18 protein-coding genes are annotated in these 18,556 nt (G+C 63.4%); 12 read left to right on the top strand and 6 right to left on the bottom strand.

Annotated features, from left to right (window positions below):
* Positions 1-3 precede the first annotated feature (3 nt).
* From ftsY to NKH60_RS20485, 5 genes are all read right to left on the bottom strand, one after another.
* Entirely contained in the window at positions 4-1,587 is a 1,584-nt protein-coding gene (ftsY, locus tag NKH60_RS20505) for a signal recognition particle-docking protein FtsY (protein WP_352873138.1), read from the bottom strand.
* Between the two features lie 11 nt (positions 1,588-1,598).
* Entirely contained in the window at positions 1,599-2,900 is a 1,302-nt protein-coding gene (mtaB, locus tag NKH60_RS20500; protein ID WP_352850296.1) for a tRNA (N(6)-L-threonylcarbamoyladenosine(37)-C(2))-methylthiotransferase MtaB, read from the bottom strand.
* The gene (dapF, locus tag NKH60_RS20495) at positions 2,900-3,784 is read right to left on the bottom strand and encodes a diaminopimelate epimerase (RefSeq protein WP_352832365.1); all 885 of its coding nucleotides are present in this window, start codon (positions 3,782-3,784) and stop codon (positions 2,900-2,902) included. The genes mtaB and dapF overlap by 1 nt, the downstream gene beginning before the upstream one ends.
* 74 nt (positions 3,785-3,858) lie before the next feature.
* Positions 3,859-4,020: a DUF1328 family protein gene (locus tag NKH60_RS20490; protein ID WP_031195454.1), complete on the bottom strand. Its 162-nt coding sequence runs from the start codon at positions 4,018-4,020 to the stop codon at positions 3,859-3,861.
* A 70-nt stretch (positions 4,021-4,090) separates the two neighbouring features.
* Entirely contained in the window at positions 4,091-5,101 is a 1,011-nt protein-coding gene (locus NKH60_RS20485; RefSeq protein WP_352832366.1) for an MBL fold metallo-hydrolase, read from the bottom strand.
* Between the two features lie 305 nt (positions 5,102-5,406).
* Here NKH60_RS20485 and NKH60_RS20480 point away from each other — a divergent pair, with 305 nt between their 5' ends.
* Together NKH60_RS20480 and zapE are read left to right on the top strand one after the other, a co-directional pair.
* The gene (locus NKH60_RS20480) at positions 5,407-5,946 is read left to right on the top strand and encodes a protease inhibitor Inh/omp19 family protein (RefSeq protein WP_352450179.1); all 540 of its coding nucleotides are present in this window, start codon (positions 5,407-5,409) and stop codon (positions 5,944-5,946) included.
* 142 nt (positions 5,947-6,088) lie between these two features.
* The gene (gene zapE / locus NKH60_RS20475) at positions 6,089-7,291 is read left to right on the top strand and encodes a cell division protein ZapE (protein WP_352832368.1); all 1,203 of its coding nucleotides are present in this window, start codon (positions 6,089-6,091) and stop codon (positions 7,289-7,291) included.
* A 34-nt stretch (positions 7,292-7,325) separates the two neighbouring features.
* On the opposite strand, the gene NKH60_RS20470 is transcribed toward zapE, so the two are convergent.
* Positions 7,326-7,751, bottom strand: coding sequence for a GNAT family N-acetyltransferase (locus NKH60_RS20470; RefSeq protein WP_352832371.1), 426 nt, complete (start codon positions 7,749-7,751; stop codon positions 7,326-7,328).
* 232 nt (positions 7,752-7,983) lie between these two features.
* Here NKH60_RS20470 and mdh point away from each other — a divergent pair, with 232 nt between their 5' ends.
* From mdh to NKH60_RS20420, 10 genes are all read left to right on the top strand, one after another.
* Positions 7,984-8,952, top strand: a complete 969-nt coding sequence (mdh, locus tag NKH60_RS20465) for a malate dehydrogenase (protein ID WP_352456335.1) — start codon at positions 7,984-7,986, stop codon at positions 8,950-8,952.
* Between the two features lie 41 nt (positions 8,953-8,993).
* Positions 8,994-10,187 carry an ADP-forming succinate--CoA ligase subunit beta gene (sucC, locus tag NKH60_RS20460; protein ID WP_352832374.1) on the top strand — a complete coding sequence of 398 codons (1,194 nt, stop codon included), beginning with the start codon at positions 8,994-8,996 and terminating at the stop codon, positions 10,185-10,187.
* Positions 10,188-10,448: 261 nt separating this feature from the next.
* Positions 10,449-10,820: a cupin domain-containing protein gene (locus tag NKH60_RS20455; RefSeq protein WP_352540826.1), complete on the top strand. Its 372-nt coding sequence runs from the start codon at positions 10,449-10,451 to the stop codon at positions 10,818-10,820.
* A gap of 2 nt (positions 10,821-10,822) precedes the next feature.
* A complete protein-coding gene (locus tag NKH60_RS20450) occupies positions 10,823-11,320 on the top strand; it encodes a DUF1579 family protein (RefSeq protein WP_352832376.1) in 498 nt (165 codons plus the stop codon).
* Between the two features lie 12 nt (positions 11,321-11,332).
* Entirely contained in the window at positions 11,333-12,235 is a 903-nt protein-coding gene (sucD, locus tag NKH60_RS20445; protein ID WP_352832377.1) for a succinate--CoA ligase subunit alpha, read from the top strand.
* 125 nt (positions 12,236-12,360) lie between these two features.
* A complete protein-coding gene (locus tag NKH60_RS20440) occupies positions 12,361-15,348 on the top strand; it encodes a 2-oxoglutarate dehydrogenase E1 component (RefSeq protein ID WP_352615459.1) in 2,988 nt (995 codons plus the stop codon).
* Between the two features lie 29 nt (positions 15,349-15,377).
* A complete protein-coding gene (gene odhB, locus NKH60_RS20435) occupies positions 15,378-16,679 on the top strand; it encodes a 2-oxoglutarate dehydrogenase complex dihydrolipoyllysine-residue succinyltransferase (protein ID WP_352470805.1) in 1,302 nt (433 codons plus the stop codon).
* A 9-nt stretch (positions 16,680-16,688) separates the two neighbouring features.
* Entirely contained in the window at positions 16,689-17,270 is a 582-nt protein-coding gene (locus NKH60_RS20430) for a hypothetical protein (protein ID WP_352832380.1), read from the top strand.
* Between the two features lie 65 nt (positions 17,271-17,335).
* A complete protein-coding gene (locus NKH60_RS20425; RefSeq protein ID WP_352832430.1) occupies positions 17,336-17,788 on the top strand; it encodes a hypothetical protein in 453 nt (150 codons plus the stop codon).
* Positions 17,785-18,540: an SDR family oxidoreductase gene (locus NKH60_RS20420; protein WP_352470803.1), complete on the top strand. Its 756-nt coding sequence runs from the start codon at positions 17,785-17,787 to the stop codon at positions 18,538-18,540. The genes NKH60_RS20425 and NKH60_RS20420 overlap by 4 nt, the downstream gene beginning before the upstream one ends.
* The last annotated feature ends 16 nt before the right edge of the window (positions 18,541-18,556 follow it).

Here is an 18,556-nt window from a genome sequence, read left to right as displayed (position 1 = left end):
TCGTCAAGCCACTCCAGCGATCGCCCTGGCGAATTCGCTTGCGGAAAAGGGTTCGAGGTCGTCGACCTGTTCGCCGACGCCGATGAAATAGACCGGCAATTTGTGCTTTGCCGCGATCGCCACCAGAATACCGCCGCGCGCCGTGCCGTCCAGCTTGGTCATTACCAGGCCGTTGACGCCGGCGACATTGCGGAAGATCTCGACCTGGTTGAGCGCATTCTGGCCGGTGGTGGCATCGACCGTCTGCAGCACGGTGTGCGGCGCTTCCGGATCGAGCTTGCCCAGCACCCGGACGATCTTTTCCAGTTCCGCCATCAGTTCGGTCTTGTTCTGCAGCCGCCCGGCGGTGTCGATGATCAGCACGTCGGAGCCGGCCTCCTTCGCGCGCTCGAATGCATCGTAGGCGAGGCCGGCGGCATCGGCGCCGAGCTTCGAGGCAATGACCGGCGAGTTGGTACGCTCGCCCCAGATCTTCAGCTGCTCGATCGCGGCGGCGCGAAAAGTGTCGCCGGCGGCGAGCATCACCGAGAGGCCGCCATCGGTCAGCTTTGCCGCCAGCTTGCCGATGGTTGTGGTCTTGCCGGTTCCGTTGACACCGACGACCAGGATGACATGCGGCTTGTGGCTGAGATCGAGTTCTAGCGGCATGGCGACATGGGTTAGTACCTTCTCCACCTCGGCCGCCATGATGGCGCGGACTTCGGTGTCGGAGACGTCCTTGCCGTAGCGGCTGGCGGAGAGCGCGTCGGTAACGCGCAAAGCCGTCTCCATGCCGAGATCGGCGCGGATCAGCACATCCTCCAGGTCCTGCAGCGTGTCCTCGTCAAGCTTCCGCTTGGTGAAGACGCCGGCGATGTTGCCCGACAACTCCTTGGAAGAGCGGGCAAGCCCGTCTCGCATGCGCTGGAACCAGGAGCGCCTCGGCGCCGGTTCGGGCGCCTTCTGCGGCTCGGCTTTCTGCTCGACCTTCTTGGTTACGGTGACTTTGCCGGGGGCGGGCTTTGGCTCAGGTTGCGGAACGGCTTCCGGCTCGGGCTTTACCTCCCCCTCGATGGGAGGGTGGGGCGCCGGCACGACCTCCGGTTCGGGCGCGATCTCGGTCAAGATCGGTTTCGTCTCGGCCGGCGCTGGCTGGCGGATCGGGGGCGGTATTTCGGCGGGCGGGACTTCGTGCACTGGCGCTGGTGAGGGAGCCTCGGTGGGCACTACCGGCACTTCGACGGGTGCAGGTTCCGGCTGGGAGGGGACGATTTCTGGCTGCTGCGGCTCGGCCCGGATCTCCTCCGGTTCCTCAGCAGGCGTTTCCGGCTCGGGTGGAATGGTCGGCGGCGGCTCAGGCTTCTGCTCTTCCGGCGCCGGTTGCGGTGCCGGAGGCAACTCTGGTTCGACTGGCGGTGGAGGTACGGCTTCGACTTCGGGCCGCGATTCTTCGCGTTTCAAAAACTCCGGGACGGCCTGCTCGGCGGCCGGTTTCAGCGCCTCCAGTTCGTCCCATTTGATCGGCGGCAGCGGCGCGGCCTCGTCTGGCCGCTCCTCGACGACTTCCTTCTTGCCGAACGAAAATATCTTCTTGAAAAACCCAGCCATGTCTTGCGCTCTCAGGCGGCGCGGGCGGCAAGCGGCGCGGCGATCAGTCGGATACCGTCATGGCCGGCGATATCAGCCTCGACAATGTCGCCCGGAGCGCCGGCAGAGACCGCGGCCAGCGTAAACCCTTCGGTGCGGCCAAGGCCGTCACGCTCGATCAGGATCGACTGATGCGTTCCAGCGAGCGAGGCAAGATGGCGGCGATAGGCGGCCTCGCCGGCGGCGCGCAGGCGTGCCGCGCGTTGCTTGACGACGACGCGGCGGAGCTGCGGCATGCGCGCGGCGGGCGTGCCCTGGCGCGGCGAAAACGGGAAGACGTGGAGATGCGTCAGGCCGCATTCCTCGACGATCTCCAGCGAGTTTTCGAACATGGCGTCCGTCTCGGTCGGGAAGCCGGCGATGATGTCGGCGCCGAAAACAATGCCGGGGCGCAGTTTGCGCACATCCTCGCAAAAGCGGATCGACTGGTCGCGGCTGTGCCGGCGCTTCATCCGCTTCAGGATCATGTCGTCACCCGATTGCAGCGACAGATGCAGATGCGGCATCAGCCTCGGCTCGGTGGCGATGGCGTCCAGCAGATCGTCGTCGGCTTCGATCGAGTCGATCGAGGAAAGCCGCAGGCGTTTCACGTCTGGCACCTGCTTCAGGATGGTCTTGACCAATTTGCCGAGCTTCGGTGCGCCCGGCAGATCGGCGCCAAAACTGGTCATGTCGACGCCCGTCAGCACGATCTCGGCATAACCATTGCCGACGAGTCGCTTGATCTGCTCGACCACGGCGCCCATCGGCACCGAGCGCGAATTGCCGCGACCGTACGGAATGATGCAGAAGGTGCAGCGGTGGTCGCAGCCGTTCTGCACCTGGACAAAAGCGCGCGCCCGGCCCTCGATGGCGTCGACCATGTGGGCGGCCGTCTCGCGCACCGAAAAGATATCGTTGACGCGCGCCTTCTCAGTGTCGTTGATGCCGAAATCCGGCAGCGCGCGATAGGAATGCGCCTTCAGCTTTTCCTCATTGCCGAGGACGAGATCGACCTCGTCCATGGCGACGAAATCCTGCGGGCCGGTCTGCGCGGCGCAGCCGGTGACGATGATGCGGGCGGCCGGGTTCTCACGGCGGGCTTTTCTGATCGACTGCTTGGCCTGGCGTACAGCCTCGCCGGTGACGGCGCAGGTGTTGAAGATGATGGCACCGCCTTCGAGGCCGCCGAGGCCCGCACTTTCGGCTTCACGCCGCATCACCTCGGATTCATAGGTGTTCAGCCGGCAGCCGAAGGTGACGACCTCGATACCCTTGTTGCCAAGAGGAGCCATCAGGCGGCGCTTTCGGTGTCGCGCGCCCACGCCCCGGTCGACGGATCGAAGCTGCCGGAAAATTCCCATTCGGCGGCACCGGTGAGGATGACGTGGTCGTCGTCGCGCCACAAAACATGCAGCGAGCCGCCGCCGGGCGTCATCAGCGTGACGCCGCGGCCGGTACGCCGGGTGCGGGACGCGGCGACCACAGCGGCGCAAGCAGCCGTGCCGCAGGCCTTGGTCAGGCCGGCGCCACGCTCCCAGGTGCGGATGGCCATGGTCTCCGGCGAGGTCACCTGCGCGATGGTGATGTTGGCGCGCTCGGGGAAGATCGGATGGTTTTCGAGCAGCGGGCCGAAGCGCTCGAGCTCGTACGACCAGACTTCGCGGTCGACCCAGAAGATGGCGTGCGGATTGCCCATCGAGACGACCGACGGCGAATGCAGCACCGGGGCATCGATCGGGCCGATCTGCAGCTCGATCATGCGGGTGTCGCGGAATTCCTCGGCCAGCGGGATGTCCTGCCAGCCAAAGCGCGGCCTGCCCATGTCGACCGAGATCATTCCGTCGGCATGTTCCTCGGCATTGAGGATGCCGGCGACTGTTTCAAAGGCAAATGTCTTCTGGCCGGTCTCGGCGGCGAGCGCCTGGACGACACAACGCATGCCGTTGCCGCAGGCTTGCGCCCTGGTTCCGTCGGAATTCAAGATGTCGATGAAAAAGGCGGTGCCCGGCGTCCTGGGGTCGTGGATCGCCATGATCTGGTCGAACCTGGTCGCCGCATCGGCATTAAGCGCGACGGCTGCCGCAGGCGCCACGCGATCGGCACGGCCACGCATATCGGCAACGATGATTTCGTTGCCGATGCCGTTCATCTTGGCGAAAGGGGCCGCGCTTGCCATCGATCGAAAGGTCTCTTGCCGGTTTGGCGCCTATATGGCGGATAGCGGCAGAAATTACCAGCGCGGCGTGATTTTCAAGTCACCGCGAAGACGCCAAGCACGATCAGCAGGAAGATGATCAGCACGATGCCGATGAGGATGCGCGCGCCGGTGGCGGCGGCTCCGGCCAGTGCCGGCATGCCGAGCAGGCTCGCCGCGGCCGCGATAATCAAAAGAATGATGATCCACCTGATCATGAGAGACACCTCGCAGCCGACAGGTTTGAACACCTACAAACGTCTATGTGATGCCTTAGGTTCCGCCGCGCTAGACCGCCGGCACGTCCCAGACTTCGCCCGGCCGCAAGGCGCGAAAACGTTGCCGCGGCAGGCCGGCAGCATCGAGCGCTTCGCCGAGCTTTCTGGGCGGCTCGTCGATCGGCTCGTTGGTGAGCCGGAACGTGCCCCAGTGACAGCCGGCTGCATAGGCGGCGTTGCACAAAAGCATGCCTTGCACCGCCTCCTCCGGATCCTGGTGATGTGGCGCCATGAACCAGCGCGGCTCGTAGGCGCCGATCGGCAGGATGGCGAGGCGGAAGCCGCCGTGCTTTTGCGCCATCAGCCGGTAATTGATGCCACCGTGGAAGCCGGTATCACCGGCGAAATAGATCTTTGCGTCGGGCGTCTCGACGACGAAACCCGCCCACAGCGCCATGCGCCGGTCGCGAGTACCGCGGGCCGACCAGTGGTGCACCGGCTCGACATGGACGGCGACGCCATCGCCGATATCGACCCGGTCGCCCCAGTCATGCGCGGAAAGCCTCATACGGGGCACGGCAGCGCCGATGATCGTGTCGTTGCCGAGCGGCGTCAGCAGCAGCGGGTCGTGTCTTGTCGTCAGGCGCTTCAGCGTGGCGAGGTCGAGATGGTCGTAATGGTTGTGGCTGACCAGCACGAGGTCGATCGGCGGCAAATGCGAAAACGCGATGCCCGGCGGATTGACGCGTTTCGGACCGGCGAAGGAGAGCGGCGAGACGCGTCGCGACCAGACTGGGTCGGTCAGGATGTTCAGGCCGGCTGTCTGGACGAGCAGCGAGGAATGACCGACCATGGTGAGGCGCAGCGCAGAACCATCGATGCGCTCGACCGGTCTTGCCGGTGGAAACGGGCTCGGATCCGCCGCCGGCCATTTCGAGCGCTCGCGGCTCAATTGCCATTTCAACAGATCGGCAAAGCGACCCGGCGGCCGTCCGTCGGGATTGAAGAACAAGGTGCCGTCGAAATGATCGCTGGGCGGCCCGCTGTAATAGCGGTTGGCGGCTCTCTTTCTCGCGGCCAAGAAATCGGCTCCCTGCAGTTTGCTGATCGCCAAGAGATAATGCCGGCGCCGGCCCGCACAAGCATTTGAGGTGAACGCCAGGGATTTGGCGCCAGCGCGCCGTATCGAATCAACCGGAGGTGTCGGCCAAACGGCCAAGGCGTAACGCAATTTCAGACAATGTGCATTTTGCGACAAATTTGCAACATTACCGGCGCAAACCGTATTTTAACCATATCGGGTTGAAATTTCGCCACCTTCTCCATCTTGGTGAGGGGGACATTGCGCGGACGGCACCCCCAGCCCGATCCGACGGAGGTTGAAGAATGAAATTTTCGAAAACCGGCCTGCTGGCCGTATCGCTGGCCGCGCTCGTTGCGAGCGGCTGTTCAACCTCACGGTTCACATCGATGGACGAGCAGCAGCCGGCGCCGCTGGAAGCTGCGCCCGCCGGCAAGGTGACCGCAAACCAGCTGCCGCCGCCGGCGACACCCGGCCCGGCCGATCCGTCGAAATTTCCTACCGCGCCGCAGAACACCCAGGTCGCCTCGCTGCCGCCGGACGGGACGGCGCCTGCCGGTGCGGCCGACCTTACCGCGTCCAGCGTCGCCGGCGTGTGGAAGGCAAGCGTGTCCGGCCAGAGCTGTCAGGTGGCGACGCCGCAGACCAAATTCGGTTCGGGCTACCGCGCCGGACCGCTGCATTGCCCGGCGCCGCTCGATGGCATCAAATCGTGGAACGTCGCCGGCAAACAGCTGACGCTCTTTGACGAGAATGGCGGCACGCTGGCACGGCTCTATTCTTCGGGCGGCGAGAAATTCGACGGCCAGACTTCCAACGGCCTGCCGATCTCGCTTACAAGGTAAGAGAACGGCCCCCATTGTTACGCAATTCCGGACGGAAAACCGTTACACACTTTTCCTGGAATTGCCTCTTTTGTTTTTACGCAATTCCGGACAGAAAACCGCTGCACACTTTTCTTGGAATTGCTCCGGAACGACGTGACCAATGCATCTGCGTGACGGCCTCCAGACCCATGCGACCGTCAAGCAGCGCTGTGACCATCTGGTCGAGACGGGCGCCATCGGGCGCGATCCGGCGCAGGAGCGGATCGCCGCTGCGCTCGACCGGCTGATCGAAGAGATATCGGCAAAGCGGCTGGCGCAGAAATCAAGCGCGCTGGGGTGGTTGTTCGCCCGCAAGCGCGAGGTGCACGAGGCGGTCAAGGGCCTTTATATCCATGGCGGCGTCGGCCGCGGCAAGACCATGCTGATGGACATGTTTTTCGAGCTGCTGCCGGTGCGGCGCAAGCGCCGGGTGCATTTCAACGACTTCATGGCCGACGTGCAGGACCGCATCCAGAAGCACCGACAGGCTCGCAAGAACGGCACGGCCAAGGAGGACGATCCGATCCCGCCGGTGGCGCGCGCGCTGGCCGAGGAAGCCTGGGTGCTATGCTTCGACGAGTTCTCCGTCACCGACATCGCCGATGCGATGATCCTGTCAAGGTTGTTTTCGGCGTTGTTTGCCAATGGCGTGGTGCTGGTTGCCACTTCCAATGTTGCGCCGCAGGATCTCTACCGCGACGGCCTGAACCGTCAGTTGTTTTTGCCGTTTGTCGCTATCCTGGAGCGCCACGCGCAGGTGCTGGCGCTTGACGCCGACAAGGATTACCGCCTCGACAAGCTCAGCCGCATGCCGGTCTACGTCACCCCGGCCGATGCCGCCGCCGACCATGCGCTCGACGACGCGTGGGCGGTGATGACACATGGCAGGCCGACGGCCGAGACGATGCTGACGGTGAAGGGCCGGCACGTCATGGTGCCGCGGGCTGCAGGGGAGGCTGCGCGGTTTTCCTTCGCCGATCTCTGCGAGAGGCCGCTCGGCGCCCGCGACTATCTTGCCATTGCCGCCCGCTTCTCGACCATCTTCATCGACCATGTGCCGGTGCTCGGCGAAGGCAAGCGCAACGAAGCCAAGCGCTTCATCCTGCTGGTCGATACGCTCTACGATCATCATGTACGGCTGGTGATGAGCGCCGCGGCACCGCCGGCGCAGCTCTATACGGCCAAGCGCGGCAACGAAGTCTTCGAGTTCGAGCGCACCGCATCGCGGCTGATCGAGATGCAGAGCCACGACTGGCTGGAGGACTGGGCGAAGAGGCAGAGGGCGCAGGGATCATCGACGGAGGCACGGCAGGCACAGGCGTGAGGGATAGTACCGAAGGGGGCGCTGCCGCCGGCGCCTATAATCGATAAACATACATGACGAACCCCTCCGCCGGCCCATGCGGCTCTTTTCGCGACTCGTAAAGTGCGCGAGCAGCAACATTGTCCGGCTCGGTGCCGACCCACGCCTCCTCACAATGCTCGCGACCGAGTGCGAACATGGCGCCGAGCATCCTCGTCGCAATGCCCTGGCGTTGAAAGGCCGGCGCCACGCCGACCTCGTCTACGTAGAGTTCGCTCACCTTGTCCGGGTGGCGGTGGATGACGGCTGCGCATTGGCCAACGACGATGCCGTCGGCGAGGGCCACGACCATGAAATGACCGGGCTCCGCGAGATAGGCGGAGAGCCGATCCGGCCTGACCGGCTCGTCGAAGACTTCGTCGGCAACCCGCATCACAAGGGCGTCATCGCCAGGAAACAGCCTTCTGATTTCCAGTGCCATTGTGTAGAATTCCTCTAGTCGGCTTCAGAATTTTGACGTTTACGTAAGTCCCATTGTTTCTAACCGATTGAAATTACTCACTCCAAAATAATCGTTTGAATTTTTGTGCGGCCGGGGCTATTGCGTGCGGCGAATTTCGCGGTTCCGCAGCATTCCGGCCTCTTCCTCCGACGCCGTCATCAAATCGTCAAGGATTTGGGCGCCGTCATAGTCAAAGGGAAAACATCCTGACATGGCACGCAACAAGATAGCGCTCATCGGCTCGGGCATGATCGGCGGCACCCTCGCCCACATGGTCGGCCTCAAGGATCTCGGCGACGTCGTGCTGTTCGATATCGCCGAAGGCATCCCCCAAGGCAAGGGACTGGACATCGCGCAGTCGTCGCCGGTCGATGGGTTCGACTCGAGGCTGACCGGCGTCAACGACTATGCCGGCATCGAGGGCGCCGATGTCTGCATCGTCACCGCCGGCGTGCCGCGTAAGCCCGGCATGAGCCGCGACGATCTTCTAGGCATCAATCTGAAGGTGATGGAGCAGGTCGGCGCCGGCCTCAAGAAATACGCGCCGAAAGCCTTCGTCATCTGCATCACCAATCCGCTCGACGCCATGGTCTGGGCGCTGCAGAAGTTTTCCGGCCTGCCCAAGAGCCATGTCGTCGGCATGGCCGGCGTGCTCGACAGTTCGCGCTTTCGTTATTTCCTGGCCGAGGAATTCAAGGTCTCGGTCGAGGACGTCACCGCCTTCGTGCTCGGCGGCCATGGCGATTCCATGGTGCCGATGATCCGCTATTCGACGGTTGCCGGCATCCCGCTGCCCGACCTCATCAAGATGGGCTGGACCTCGAAAGAGCGGCTCGACCAGATCGTGCAGCGCACCCGCGACGGCGGCGCCGAGATCGTCGGCCTGCTCAAGACCGGCTCTGCCTTTTATGCGCCGGCCGCCTCGGCCATCGCCATGGCCGAAGCCTATCTCAAGGACAAGAAGCGGGTGCTGCCCTGTGCGGCGTACCTCTCCGGCCAATATGGCGTCAAGAACACCTATGTCGGCGTTCCCGTGGTAATCGGCGCCGGCGGCGTCGAGCGGATCATCGAGATCGAGCTCGCGAAGAGCGAGCAGAAGATGTTCGACAATTCGGTCGCGGCGGTGCAGGGCCTGTGCGACGCCTGCGTCAAGATCGCTCCGCATCTCGCGGCCAAGTAAGCCGGTAACCAAGCCCGCCAAGCAAGCTGGAGACATAGCGCATGAACATCCATGAGTATCAGGGCAAGGCGCTGCTGAAAGGCTTTGGCGCACCCGTGGCCGAGGGCGTGCCGGTGTTCAAGGCGAGCGAGGCGGAAGCTGCCGCCAAGGCGCTGCCCGGCCCACTCTATGTGGTCAAGAGCCAGATCCATGCCGGCGGCCGCGGCAAGGGCAAGTTCAGGGAGCTCGGGCCCGATGCCAAGGGCGGCGTCAGGCTGGCGAAGTCGGTGGCCGAGGTCGTCGCCAACGCCGAGGAGATGCTCGGCCATACGCTGGTCACCAAGCAGACCGGCCCGGCCGGCAAGCAGGTCAACCGGCTCTACGTCGAGGACGGCGCCGACATCGACCGCGAGCTCTATCTGTCGATCCTGGTCGACCGCTCGGTCGGGCGCGTCGCCTTCGTCGTCTCGACCGAGGGCGGCATGGACATCGAGGCGGTCGCCCACGACACGCCGGAAAAGATCATTACCGTCGCCATCGACCCGGAAAAGGGCGTGACGGCCGACGATGTGAAGAAACTCAACGCGGCGCTGAAGCTCGACGGCGACGCCGCCAGGGATGGCGCGACCCTGTTTCCGATCCTCTACAAGGCGTTTGTCGAGAAGGACATGAGCCTGCTCGAGGTCAACCCTTTGATCGTCATGAAGAACGGCCGGCTGCGCGTGCTCGACGCCAAAGTGTCGTTCGACAACAATGCGCTGTTCCGCCACCCCGACGTGCTCGAATTGCGCGACACCACCGAAGAGGACGAGAAGGAGATCGAGGCGTCGAAATACGACCTCGCCTATGTCGCGCTCGACGGCAATATCGGCTGCATGGTCAACGGCGCCGGCCTTGCCATGGCAACGATGGACATCATCAAGCTCTATGGCGCCGAGCCGGCCAACTTCCTCGATGTCGGCGGCGGCGCGTCGAAAGAAAAGGTGACGGCGGCGTTCAAGATCATCACCAAGGATCCGGCGGTCAAAGGCATCCTGATCAACATCTTCGGCGGCATCATGAAGTGCGACATCATCGCCGAGGGCGTCATCGCCGCGGTCAAGGAGGTCGGCCTGCAAGTGCCGCTGGTGGTGCGGCTGGAAGGCACCAATGCCGAGCTCGGCAAGAAGATCATCAACGACAGCGGGCTGAACGTGGTGTCGGCCGATGACCTCGATGACGCAGCCAAGAAGATTGTCGCGGCGGTGAAGGGCTGAGCATTTGGAAAACGCTCCGTTTGCCCATCCAATATGGTCAATATTTATGATTGCCATGGGTATCGGCGGACTGTGGGCCTTTCCCGAGCGGAGAAAGATGTCGGAAAAGATGCGCCGCCACACCTCGTTCAGAATTGTTCTTCCAAGATCGCTTGACCTTGGGGTGCATCTTGGCGTGAGCGTCATGCTCTTCTTGGTGGGCCTCCTGTTGCTGTTTCGGATTATCCAGTGAGAACAGAGCGAGTCAGAGGTCGATAGGCGATGCCTCCGCACAAGATAAACCTCGTCGAGGCGGCGGATCAGAAGATCAAGAAGGTCTTCGATCCGCATATCGCCGGCGACGTGAACGACAGCCAGGTCAAGATCGCCAAGTTCGGCGATGTCTTCGACTGGCACGCGCATGACAATGAAGACGAAGCATTCCTGGTGCTGCGCGGCCGCATCGCCATCGATTTCCGCGACGGCACGGTTGAGCTTGGCAGCGGCGAGTTCATCGTTGTGCCGCGCGCCGTCGAGCACCGTCCGCGCTCACTGAGCGAGGAGCCTGTCGTGCTGATGTTCGAGCCGGCGACGACGCTCAACACCGGCAACGCTAAGAGCGACCTCACCGTCGCCGATCTCAAGCGGCTCTGACCATGAACGCTGCGCCCTTCTCCTCACTCTCGGCCGATCACCAGCGCCTGCGGGCGCTGGTCGGAGCGTGGCGCGGCGAGGAAGAGGTGTCGGCCACGAAATGGGCCGATGGCGGAACAGCGAGTTCGGAAATACTGGCAGAGGCACAGTTCGGCGGCCTGTTCGTAGTGCAGCGCTATCGCCAGCGCCGCGACGGCACGGTTTCGTTCGGCGCGTACAGCGTGTTCGGCTTCGACCAGCAAAACAAAATCGTCACCATGCACCAGTTCGATTCGATGGGTTTCGTGCCGATGTCGCCGGCCAAAGGCAGCTGGAACGGCACGGAGCTGGCTCTGGAGCGGTCGTCGCAGCGCGGCTCCGCGCGTGTGACTTATATTTTCGACAATGCCGATGCCTTCCGCATGCGACTGCATTTCAAACCTGCCGGCGGCGATGGCTGGCAAGACATGGTGAGCGGCGTCTATCGGCGCGTCTCGCCTTCCTCGATCAACGGTTTTTAGAAAAGGGCTCCGATGTCCATTCTCGTCGACAAGAACACCAAGGTGCTGGTGCAGGGCCTGACCGGCAAGACCGGCACGTTCCATACCGAACAGGCGCTCGCCTATCACGGCACAAAGATGGTCGGCGGCATCCACCCCAAGAAGGGCGGCGAAACCTGGACCGGCGCCAAAGGCGAGGCGCTTCCGATCTTCGCCACCGTAGCCGAAGGCAAGGCCAGGACCGGCGCCAACGCTTCGGTCGTCTACGTGCCGCCGGCGGGTGCTGCCGAAGCGATCCTGGAAGCGATCGAGGCCGAGATCCCGCTGATCGTCTGCATCACCGAGGGCATACCGGTGATGGACATGATCAAGGTCAAGGCGAGGCTCGACCGTTCGACGTCGCGGCTGATCGGGCCGAACTGCCCCGGCGTGCTGACCCCCGACGAATGCAAGATAGGCATCATGCCCGGCAGCATCTTCCGCAAGGGCTCGGTCGGCGTTGTTTCCCGCTCGGGAACGCTTACCTATGAGGCGGTGTTCCAGACCACGAATGTCGGCCTCGGCCAGACCACCGCTGTCGGCATCGGCGGCGACCCGGTCAAAGGCACGGAGTTCATCGATGTGCTGGAGATGTTCCTCGCCGACGACGAGACCAAGTCGATCATCATGATCGGTGAAATCGGCGGTTCGGCCGAGGAAGACGCCGCGCAATTCCTCAAGGACGAGGCAAAGCGCGGCCGCAGCAAGCCGATGGCCGGCTTCATCGCCGGGCGCACCGCACCGGCGGGCCGCACTATGGGCCATGCGGGCGCGGTCATCTCCGGCGGCAAGGGCGGCGCGGAAGACAAGATCGCGGCGATGGAATCGGCCGGCATCAAGGTTTCGCCCTCGCCGGCCCGGCTCGGCACGACGCTGGTCGAGGCGATCAAGGGTTAGGGGAGTAAGGGAGTACGGGAATAGGGGAGTAGGGAACAAGACGAGGGCATTGCCCTACTCCCTTACTCCCCTATTCCCTTACTCCCCTCCAACAAAGGAGACGAAGCAAAGGCTTCGACAGTGACATGGCAAGACAAGATCAGGCCAACGACCAGTTTTCGCTTACCTCTTTCCTCTATGGCGGCAATGCCGATTATATCGACGCGCTCTATGCCGCCTATGAGGACGATCCCGCGTCGGTCGATCCCGAATGGCAGGACTTCTTCGCGGCGCTGAAGGATGACGCCGGCGACGTGCGCAGGAACGCCAAGGGCGCCTCTTGGGCCAAGCCCTCCTGGCCGATGCAGGCCAATGGCGAGCTGGTCTCGGCGCTGGACGGCAATTGGGGCCTGGTCGAAAAGCACATCGAAAAGAAGGTCAAGGACAGGGCGGTCGGCAACGGCGCAGCGCTTTCCGACGCCGACGTGCATCAGGCGACGCGCGATTCCGTCCGCGCCATCATGATGATCCGCGCCTTCCGCATGCGCGGCCATTTGCACGCCAATCTCGATCCGCTGGGCATTGCCAAGCCGCTCGAGGATTATAACGAGCTGTCGCCGGAGAATTACGGCTTCACCGAAGCCGATTACGACCGGCCGATCTTCCTCGACAATGTGCTCGGGCTGGAATTCGGCACCATCCGGCAGATGCTCGATATCCTGACCCGGACCTATTGCTCGACGCTCGGCGTCGAATTCATGCATATTTCCGATCCCGAGGAGAAGGCCTGGATCCAGGCGCGCATCGAGGGCACCGACAAGGAGATCTCCTTCACCGCCGCCGGCAAGAAGGCGATCCTGCAGAAGCTTGTCGAGGCGGAAGGCTTCGAGCAATTCATCGATGTCAAGTACAAGGGCACCAAGCGCTTCGGCCTCGATGGCGGCGAGTCGCTGATCCCGGCGCTGGAGCAGATCATCAAGCGCGGCGGCCAGCTCGGCATGAAGGAGATCGTGCTCGGCATGGCGCATCGCGGCCGGCTGAACGTGCTGTCGCAGGTGATGGCCAAGCCGCACCGCGCCATTTTCCATGAGTTCAAGGGCGGCTCGGCTGCGCCCGACGAGGTCGAGGGCTCGGGCGATGTGAAGTACCATCTCGGTGCCTCGTCGGATCGCGAGTTCGACGGCAACAAGGTGCATCTGTCGCTGACCGCCAATCCCTCGCATCTGGAAATCGTCGACCCGGTGGTGATGGGCAAGGCGCGCGCCAAGCAGGACTATCTGTTCGGCCGCAGCCGCGAGGAGATCGTGCCGCTGGAAGAGCGCGCCAAGGTGCTGCCGCTGCTGTTGCATGGCGACGCCGCCTTTGCCGGTCAGGGCGTGATTGCCGAAATCCTCGGCCTGTCGGGCCTGCGCGGCCACCGCGTCGCCGGCACGCTGCATTTCATCATCAACAACCAGATCGGCTTCACCACCAACCCGCGCTTCTCGCGCTCGTCGCCCTATCCGTCCGACGTGGCCAAGATGATCGAGGCGCCGATCTTCCACGTCAATGGCGACGATCCGGAAGCCGTGGTCCATGCCACCAAGGTGGCGATCGAATTCCGCATGAAGTTCCACAAGCCTGTCGTGGTGGACATGTTCTGCTACCGCCGCTTCGGCCACAATGAGGGCGACGAGCCCGCCTTCACCCAACCGATCATGTATCGCAAGATCCGCAACCAGAAGACGACGGTGCAGATCTATGCCGACCGGCTGATTTCCGAAGGCCACATCACCCAGGCCGAGTTCGAAAAGATGAAGGCCGATTGGCGGGCGCATCTCGAGCAGGAATTCGAGGTGGGCCAGCATTACAAGCCGAACAAGGCGGACTGGCTGGACGGCGCGTGGTCCGGCCTGCGCTCGGCCGACAACCAGGACGAACAGCGGCGCGGCAAGACCGCCGTGCCGGTCAAGATGCTGAAGGAGATCGGCAAGAAACTGACCGAGGTGCCGAAGGATTTCGAGGCGCACAGGACGATCATCCGCTTCCTCGACAACCGCCGCCAGGCGATCGAGTCCGGCGAAGGCATCGACTGGTCGACGGCCGAGGCGCTGGCCTTCGGCGCCATCCTGCTCGACGGCAATCCGATCCGGCTGTCCGGACAGGATTCGGAGCGCGGCACCTTCTCGCAGCGCCATTCCGTGCTCTACGACCAGCGCGACGAGACACGCTACATTCCGCTCAACAATCTGTCGGCGGCGCAGGCCGGCTTCGAGGTCATCAACTCGATGCTGTCGGAAGAGGCCGTGCTCGGCTTTGAATATGGCTACTCGCTGGCCGAGCCGAAGGCGCTGACGCTGTGGGAAGCGCAGTTCGGCGACTTCGCCAACGGCGCCCAGGTGGTGTTCGACCAGTTCATCTCGTCGGGCGAGCGCAAATGGCTCAGAATGTCGGGCCTCGTCTGCCTGCTGCCGCATGGCTATGAAGGCCAGGGGCCGGAGCACTCGTCGGCCCGGCTCGAGCGCTTCCTGCAGCTTTGCGCCGAAGACAATATGCAGGTCGCCAACGTCACGACGCCGGCCAATTACTTCCACATCTTGCGCCGGCAATTGAAGCGGGACTTCCGTAAGCCGCTGATCCTGATGACGCCGAAGTCGCTGCTGCGCCACAAGCGGGCGGTATCGACGCTGCCGGAAATGTCGGGCGAAAGCGCCTTTCACCGGCTGTTGTGGGACGATGCCCAGCTGCTGTCAGGCCAGGCCATCAAGCTCACCAAGGATTCGAAAATCCGCCGTGTCGTGCTCTGTTCGGGCAAGGTCTATTACGACCTCTACGAAGAGCGCGAGAAGCGCGGCATCAACGACATCTATTTGCTGCGCGTCGAGCAGCTCTATCCGTTCCCGGCCAAGGCGCTGATCACCGAACTGTCGCGCTTTCGCAATGCCGAGATGGTGTGGTGCCAGGAGGAGCCCAAGAACATGGGCGCATGGTCGTTCATCGACCCGTATCTCGAATGGGTGCTGGCGCATATCGACGCCAAGCATCAGCGGGTGCGCTATACAGGCCGGCCAGCCGCCGCCTCGCCGGCGACCGGATTGATGTCGAAGCATCTCGCCCAGCTTGCCGCCTTGCTCGACGACGCGCTTGGTGAATAGAACAGAACCGAAAGAAACGGACAGGCACAATGGCAACCGAAATCCGCGTCCCGACACTTGGTGAATCCGTCACCGAGGCGACCATCGGCAAATGGTTCAAGAAGGTCGGCGACGCGATCGCCGCCGATGAGCCGCTGGTTGAGCTCGAAACCGACAAGGTGACGGTGGAAGTGCCGGCCGCCGCCGCGGGCACGCTCGCCGAGATCGCCGTCAAGGAAGGCGAGACGGTCGGCGTCGGCGCACTGCTCGGCACGATTTCGGCGGGCGCCGGCGCGGCAGCCAATGCCGCCGCCGCTCCGGCGGACAAACAGGATGCGGTATCGCAGGCTTCGGCTCCCACCGCAGCCTCGAGCGTCAAGCAGGCCGCTGCCGAGACGGCCAAGATCGCCGGCGACGCCGGCGCGATCGAGACGCGCACAATGCCGCCGGCGCCGTCGGCGGCAAAGCTGCTGGCCGAGCACAATCTCGCGGTCGACCAGGTGTCGGGCTCGGGCAAGCGCGGCCAGGTGCTGAAAGGCGACGTGCTCGACCTTATCGCCAGGGGCGCGCCGTCGCAGCCGGCCGAAATGCCGAAGGCAGCGCCTGTACCGGCACCCGTTGCCGCGCGCGCGCCGTCCCCGGCCGACGATGCGTCGCGCGAGGAGCGCGTGCGCATGACCAAGCTGCGCCAGACGATCGCGCGCCGCCTCAAGGAAGCGCAATCGACCGCCGCCATGCTGACCACCTTCAACGAGGTCGACATGAGCGCGGTGATGGCGCTGAGGGGCAAATACAAGGACGTGTTCGAGAAGAAGCACGGCGTGAAGCTCGGCTTCATGGGCTTCTTCACCAAGGCCGTCACCCATGCGCTGAAGGAGATCCCGTCGGTCAATGCCGAGATCGACGGCACCGACATCATCTTCAAGAACTACGCTCATATCGGCGTTGCCGTCGGTACAGAGAAAGGCCTTGTCGTGCCGGTTGTGCGCAATGCCGACCAGATGTCCATCGCCGAAATCGAGAAGGACATCGGCAGGCTGGGGCTTGCGGCGCGCGACGGCAAGCTCTCCGTCGCCGATATGCAAGGCGGCACGTTCACGATTTCCAACGGTGGCGTTTACGGGTCGCTGATGTCGACGCCGATCCTCAATGCGCCGCAGTCGGGCATTTTGGGCATGCACAAGATCCAGGAGCGGCCGGTGGTGGTCGGCGGCCAGATCGTGATCCGGCCGATGATGTATCTGGCGCTGTCCTACGACCACCGCATCGTCGACGGCAAGGAAGCGGTGACTTTCCTGGTCCGGGTCAAGGAAAGCCTGGAGGATCCCGAGCGGCTGGTGCTCGACCTCTAGGGGGCTCCGGTGGCTGAGCCGATCGACCCGATAGATCTGTTCGAACTATTGTCGACAGGCCGTGCTGGCCCAATCGAGCTCGGCAAGAGCGACCGCGAGACGGTTCGCAGCTTGATAGATCCGGAGGATCTGCGGGCGGACAATCATTATCGCCACGGGGACGCCGGATCGGCGTGGTGCATCTATGGTGCCAATTGCGAGTTCTTCTTCAGTCCCGATTTTCGTCTGAGGTCGATTAGTGTCGAGCCTGTCTTCGGAAGACTGGAATCGGGTGGAACGATGGCGACTTGGTACGGCCATCTTAACGTCGATGTGGGCCGGCATCCCGTGACTTTTGCAGGCACAAAACCGATTGCCATACATACCTTGCCCAAGGCACTGCAGTTCCTGAACAAGAGCGAGTTCAAGTGGGCAATCGGCGGCGGTCGTGAGCGCGACGTCTATATTGAGCTGGCGGAGAGTTCTCGCATCTTGACCCTCAAATACGAGGTGAACGCGGTTCCGGTCGACAGGAATGAAAACGTAGCGTTTGAGATAGACTATTTTCTTTCGACGGTCTTCATCCTCGATCAAGCTGTTCAAGGCGGATAGCAGTGACGATCCGTTCTTTCTTGTCCGAAAGCCTGTCGACCGCATCGATAGCGGTCGGCGCGGCGATGATCCCGGCGGTCGCGCACGCCGCCTGCCCGCTCGAGCTCGCCGTCTATGGCGATCCTGAAAACGCCGCCGAGATCGATTTCAGGCCGACCGGCGAGTCGGCCGCCGTCACCAACAGCTTCAAGATGGTGCTCGACAAGGGCGTCGTGCTCGACGGCATCGTCATGTGGACCGAGAGCGCGGCGCGGCCGCATGGCTCGCTGATGTACAAATGCCCGGCCGGCGACGTCACCGGCGACGAGCTCGCCGCCTGCACCGTGTGGGAGGGCGTCATCTACACTGCCGACGACCAGGGCAATATCGCGTTGCTGCCGGGCGAAGGAAAGGATGCGCCGAAGAAGCTGATCCTGCCCGATCTGGGAGCGTCGTTGCAGATGTCGGCGGCCTACGGCGCCAACGGCTTTTCCAAGGTGCCCTGGGACGTCTTTGCCCTGAAAGGATGTCAGGAATGAGCGCGAGCGGAAAGATCCTGCTGGTGACCGGCGGCAGCCGCGGCATCGGCGCCGCTACATGCAGGCTTGCCGCCAGGGCCGGCTATCGTATTGCGGTCAATTACATGTCGAATGCAAAAGCCGCCGAAACGGTGGTCGCCGACATCGAGGCTGCTGGCGGAGAAGCCTTTGCGGTCAAGGGCGATGTCGGCAGCGAGACGGACGTGTTGGCCATGTTCGAGGCTGTCGATGCCCGTTTCGGTCGGCTCGACGCGCTCGTCAACAATGCCGGCGTGGTCGACCAGAGCGCGCGCGTCGACGAGCTGAGCGCTGCGAGGCTGGAGCGCATGATGCGCATCAATGTGATCGCGCCGATGCTTTGCGCCCGCGAGGCGGTGAAGCGGATGTCGACCAGGCATGGCGGCAAGGGCGGTGCCATCGCCAATGTTTCTTCGATCGCGGCAAGGCTTGGCGGGCCGGGTCAATATGTCGACTACGCCGCCTCCAAGGGCGCGGTCGATTCCTTCACCGTCGGGCTTGCCCGCGAAGTGGCCGGCGAAGGCATTCGTGTCAACGCGGTCAGCCCGGGCATCATCGACACCGAAATTCATGCCTCCGGCGGTCAGCCGGATCGGGCCGAGAGAATGCGCAAGGTGGTGCCTATGCAGCGCGTCGGCACCGCCGAGGAAGTCGCAGCCGCAATTCTCTGGCTGCTGTCGGACGAGGCGTCCTACACAACCGGCGCCAATCTGGAAATCGGCGGCGGCCGCTAAAGCAAAAGGGGACAGT

This window comes from Mesorhizobium sp. M1006 (genome assembly GCF_040318825.1).
Lineage (GTDB): Bacteria > Pseudomonadota > Alphaproteobacteria > Rhizobiales > Rhizobiaceae > Mesorhizobium.
Note: the sequence above shows the minus strand (reverse complement) of the source record. Positions and strands in the feature narration are given on the sequence as shown.

Coding starts and splice junctions, on each gene's coding strand:
- ftsY (WP_352873138.1), bottom strand. CDS start 1,587: ATGGCTGGGTTTTTCAAGAAGATATTTTCGTTCGGCAAGAAGGAAGTC.
- mtaB (WP_352850296.1), bottom strand. CDS start 2,900: ATGGCTCCTCTTGGCAACAAGGGTATCGAGGTCGTCACCTTCGGCTGC.
- dapF (WP_352832365.1), bottom strand. CDS start 3,784: ATGGCAAGCGCGGCCCCTTTCGCCAAGATGAACGGCATCGGCAACGAA.
- NKH60_RS20490 (WP_031195454.1), bottom strand. CDS start 4,020: ATGATCAGGTGGATCATCATTCTTTTGATTATCGCGGCCGCGGCGAGC.
- NKH60_RS20480 (WP_352450179.1), top strand. CDS start 5,407: ATGAAATTTTCGAAAACCGGCCTGCTGGCCGTATCGCTGGCCGCGCTC.
- zapE (WP_352832368.1), top strand. CDS start 6,089: ATGCATCTGCGTGACGGCCTCCAGACCCATGCGACCGTCAAGCAGCGC.
- NKH60_RS20470 (WP_352832371.1), bottom strand. CDS start 7,751: ATGGCACTGGAAATCAGAAGGCTGTTTCCTGGCGATGACGCCCTTGTG.
- mdh (WP_352456335.1), top strand. CDS start 7,984: ATGGCACGCAACAAGATAGCGCTCATCGGCTCGGGCATGATCGGCGGC.
- sucC (WP_352832374.1), top strand. CDS start 8,994: ATGAACATCCATGAGTATCAGGGCAAGGCGCTGCTGAAAGGCTTTGGC.
- NKH60_RS20455 (WP_352540826.1), top strand. CDS start 10,449: ATGCCTCCGCACAAGATAAACCTCGTCGAGGCGGCGGATCAGAAGATC.
- NKH60_RS20450 (WP_352832376.1), top strand. CDS start 10,823: ATGAACGCTGCGCCCTTCTCCTCACTCTCGGCCGATCACCAGCGCCTG.
- sucD (WP_352832377.1), top strand. CDS start 11,333: ATGTCCATTCTCGTCGACAAGAACACCAAGGTGCTGGTGCAGGGCCTG.
- NKH60_RS20440 (WP_352615459.1), top strand. CDS start 12,361: ATGGCAAGACAAGATCAGGCCAACGACCAGTTTTCGCTTACCTCTTTC.
- odhB (WP_352470805.1), top strand. CDS start 15,378: ATGGCAACCGAAATCCGCGTCCCGACACTTGGTGAATCCGTCACCGAG.
- NKH60_RS20425 (WP_352832430.1), top strand. CDS start 17,336: ATGATCCCGGCGGTCGCGCACGCCGCCTGCCCGCTCGAGCTCGCCGTC.
- NKH60_RS20420 (WP_352470803.1), top strand. CDS start 17,785: ATGAGCGCGAGCGGAAAGATCCTGCTGGTGACCGGCGGCAGCCGCGGC.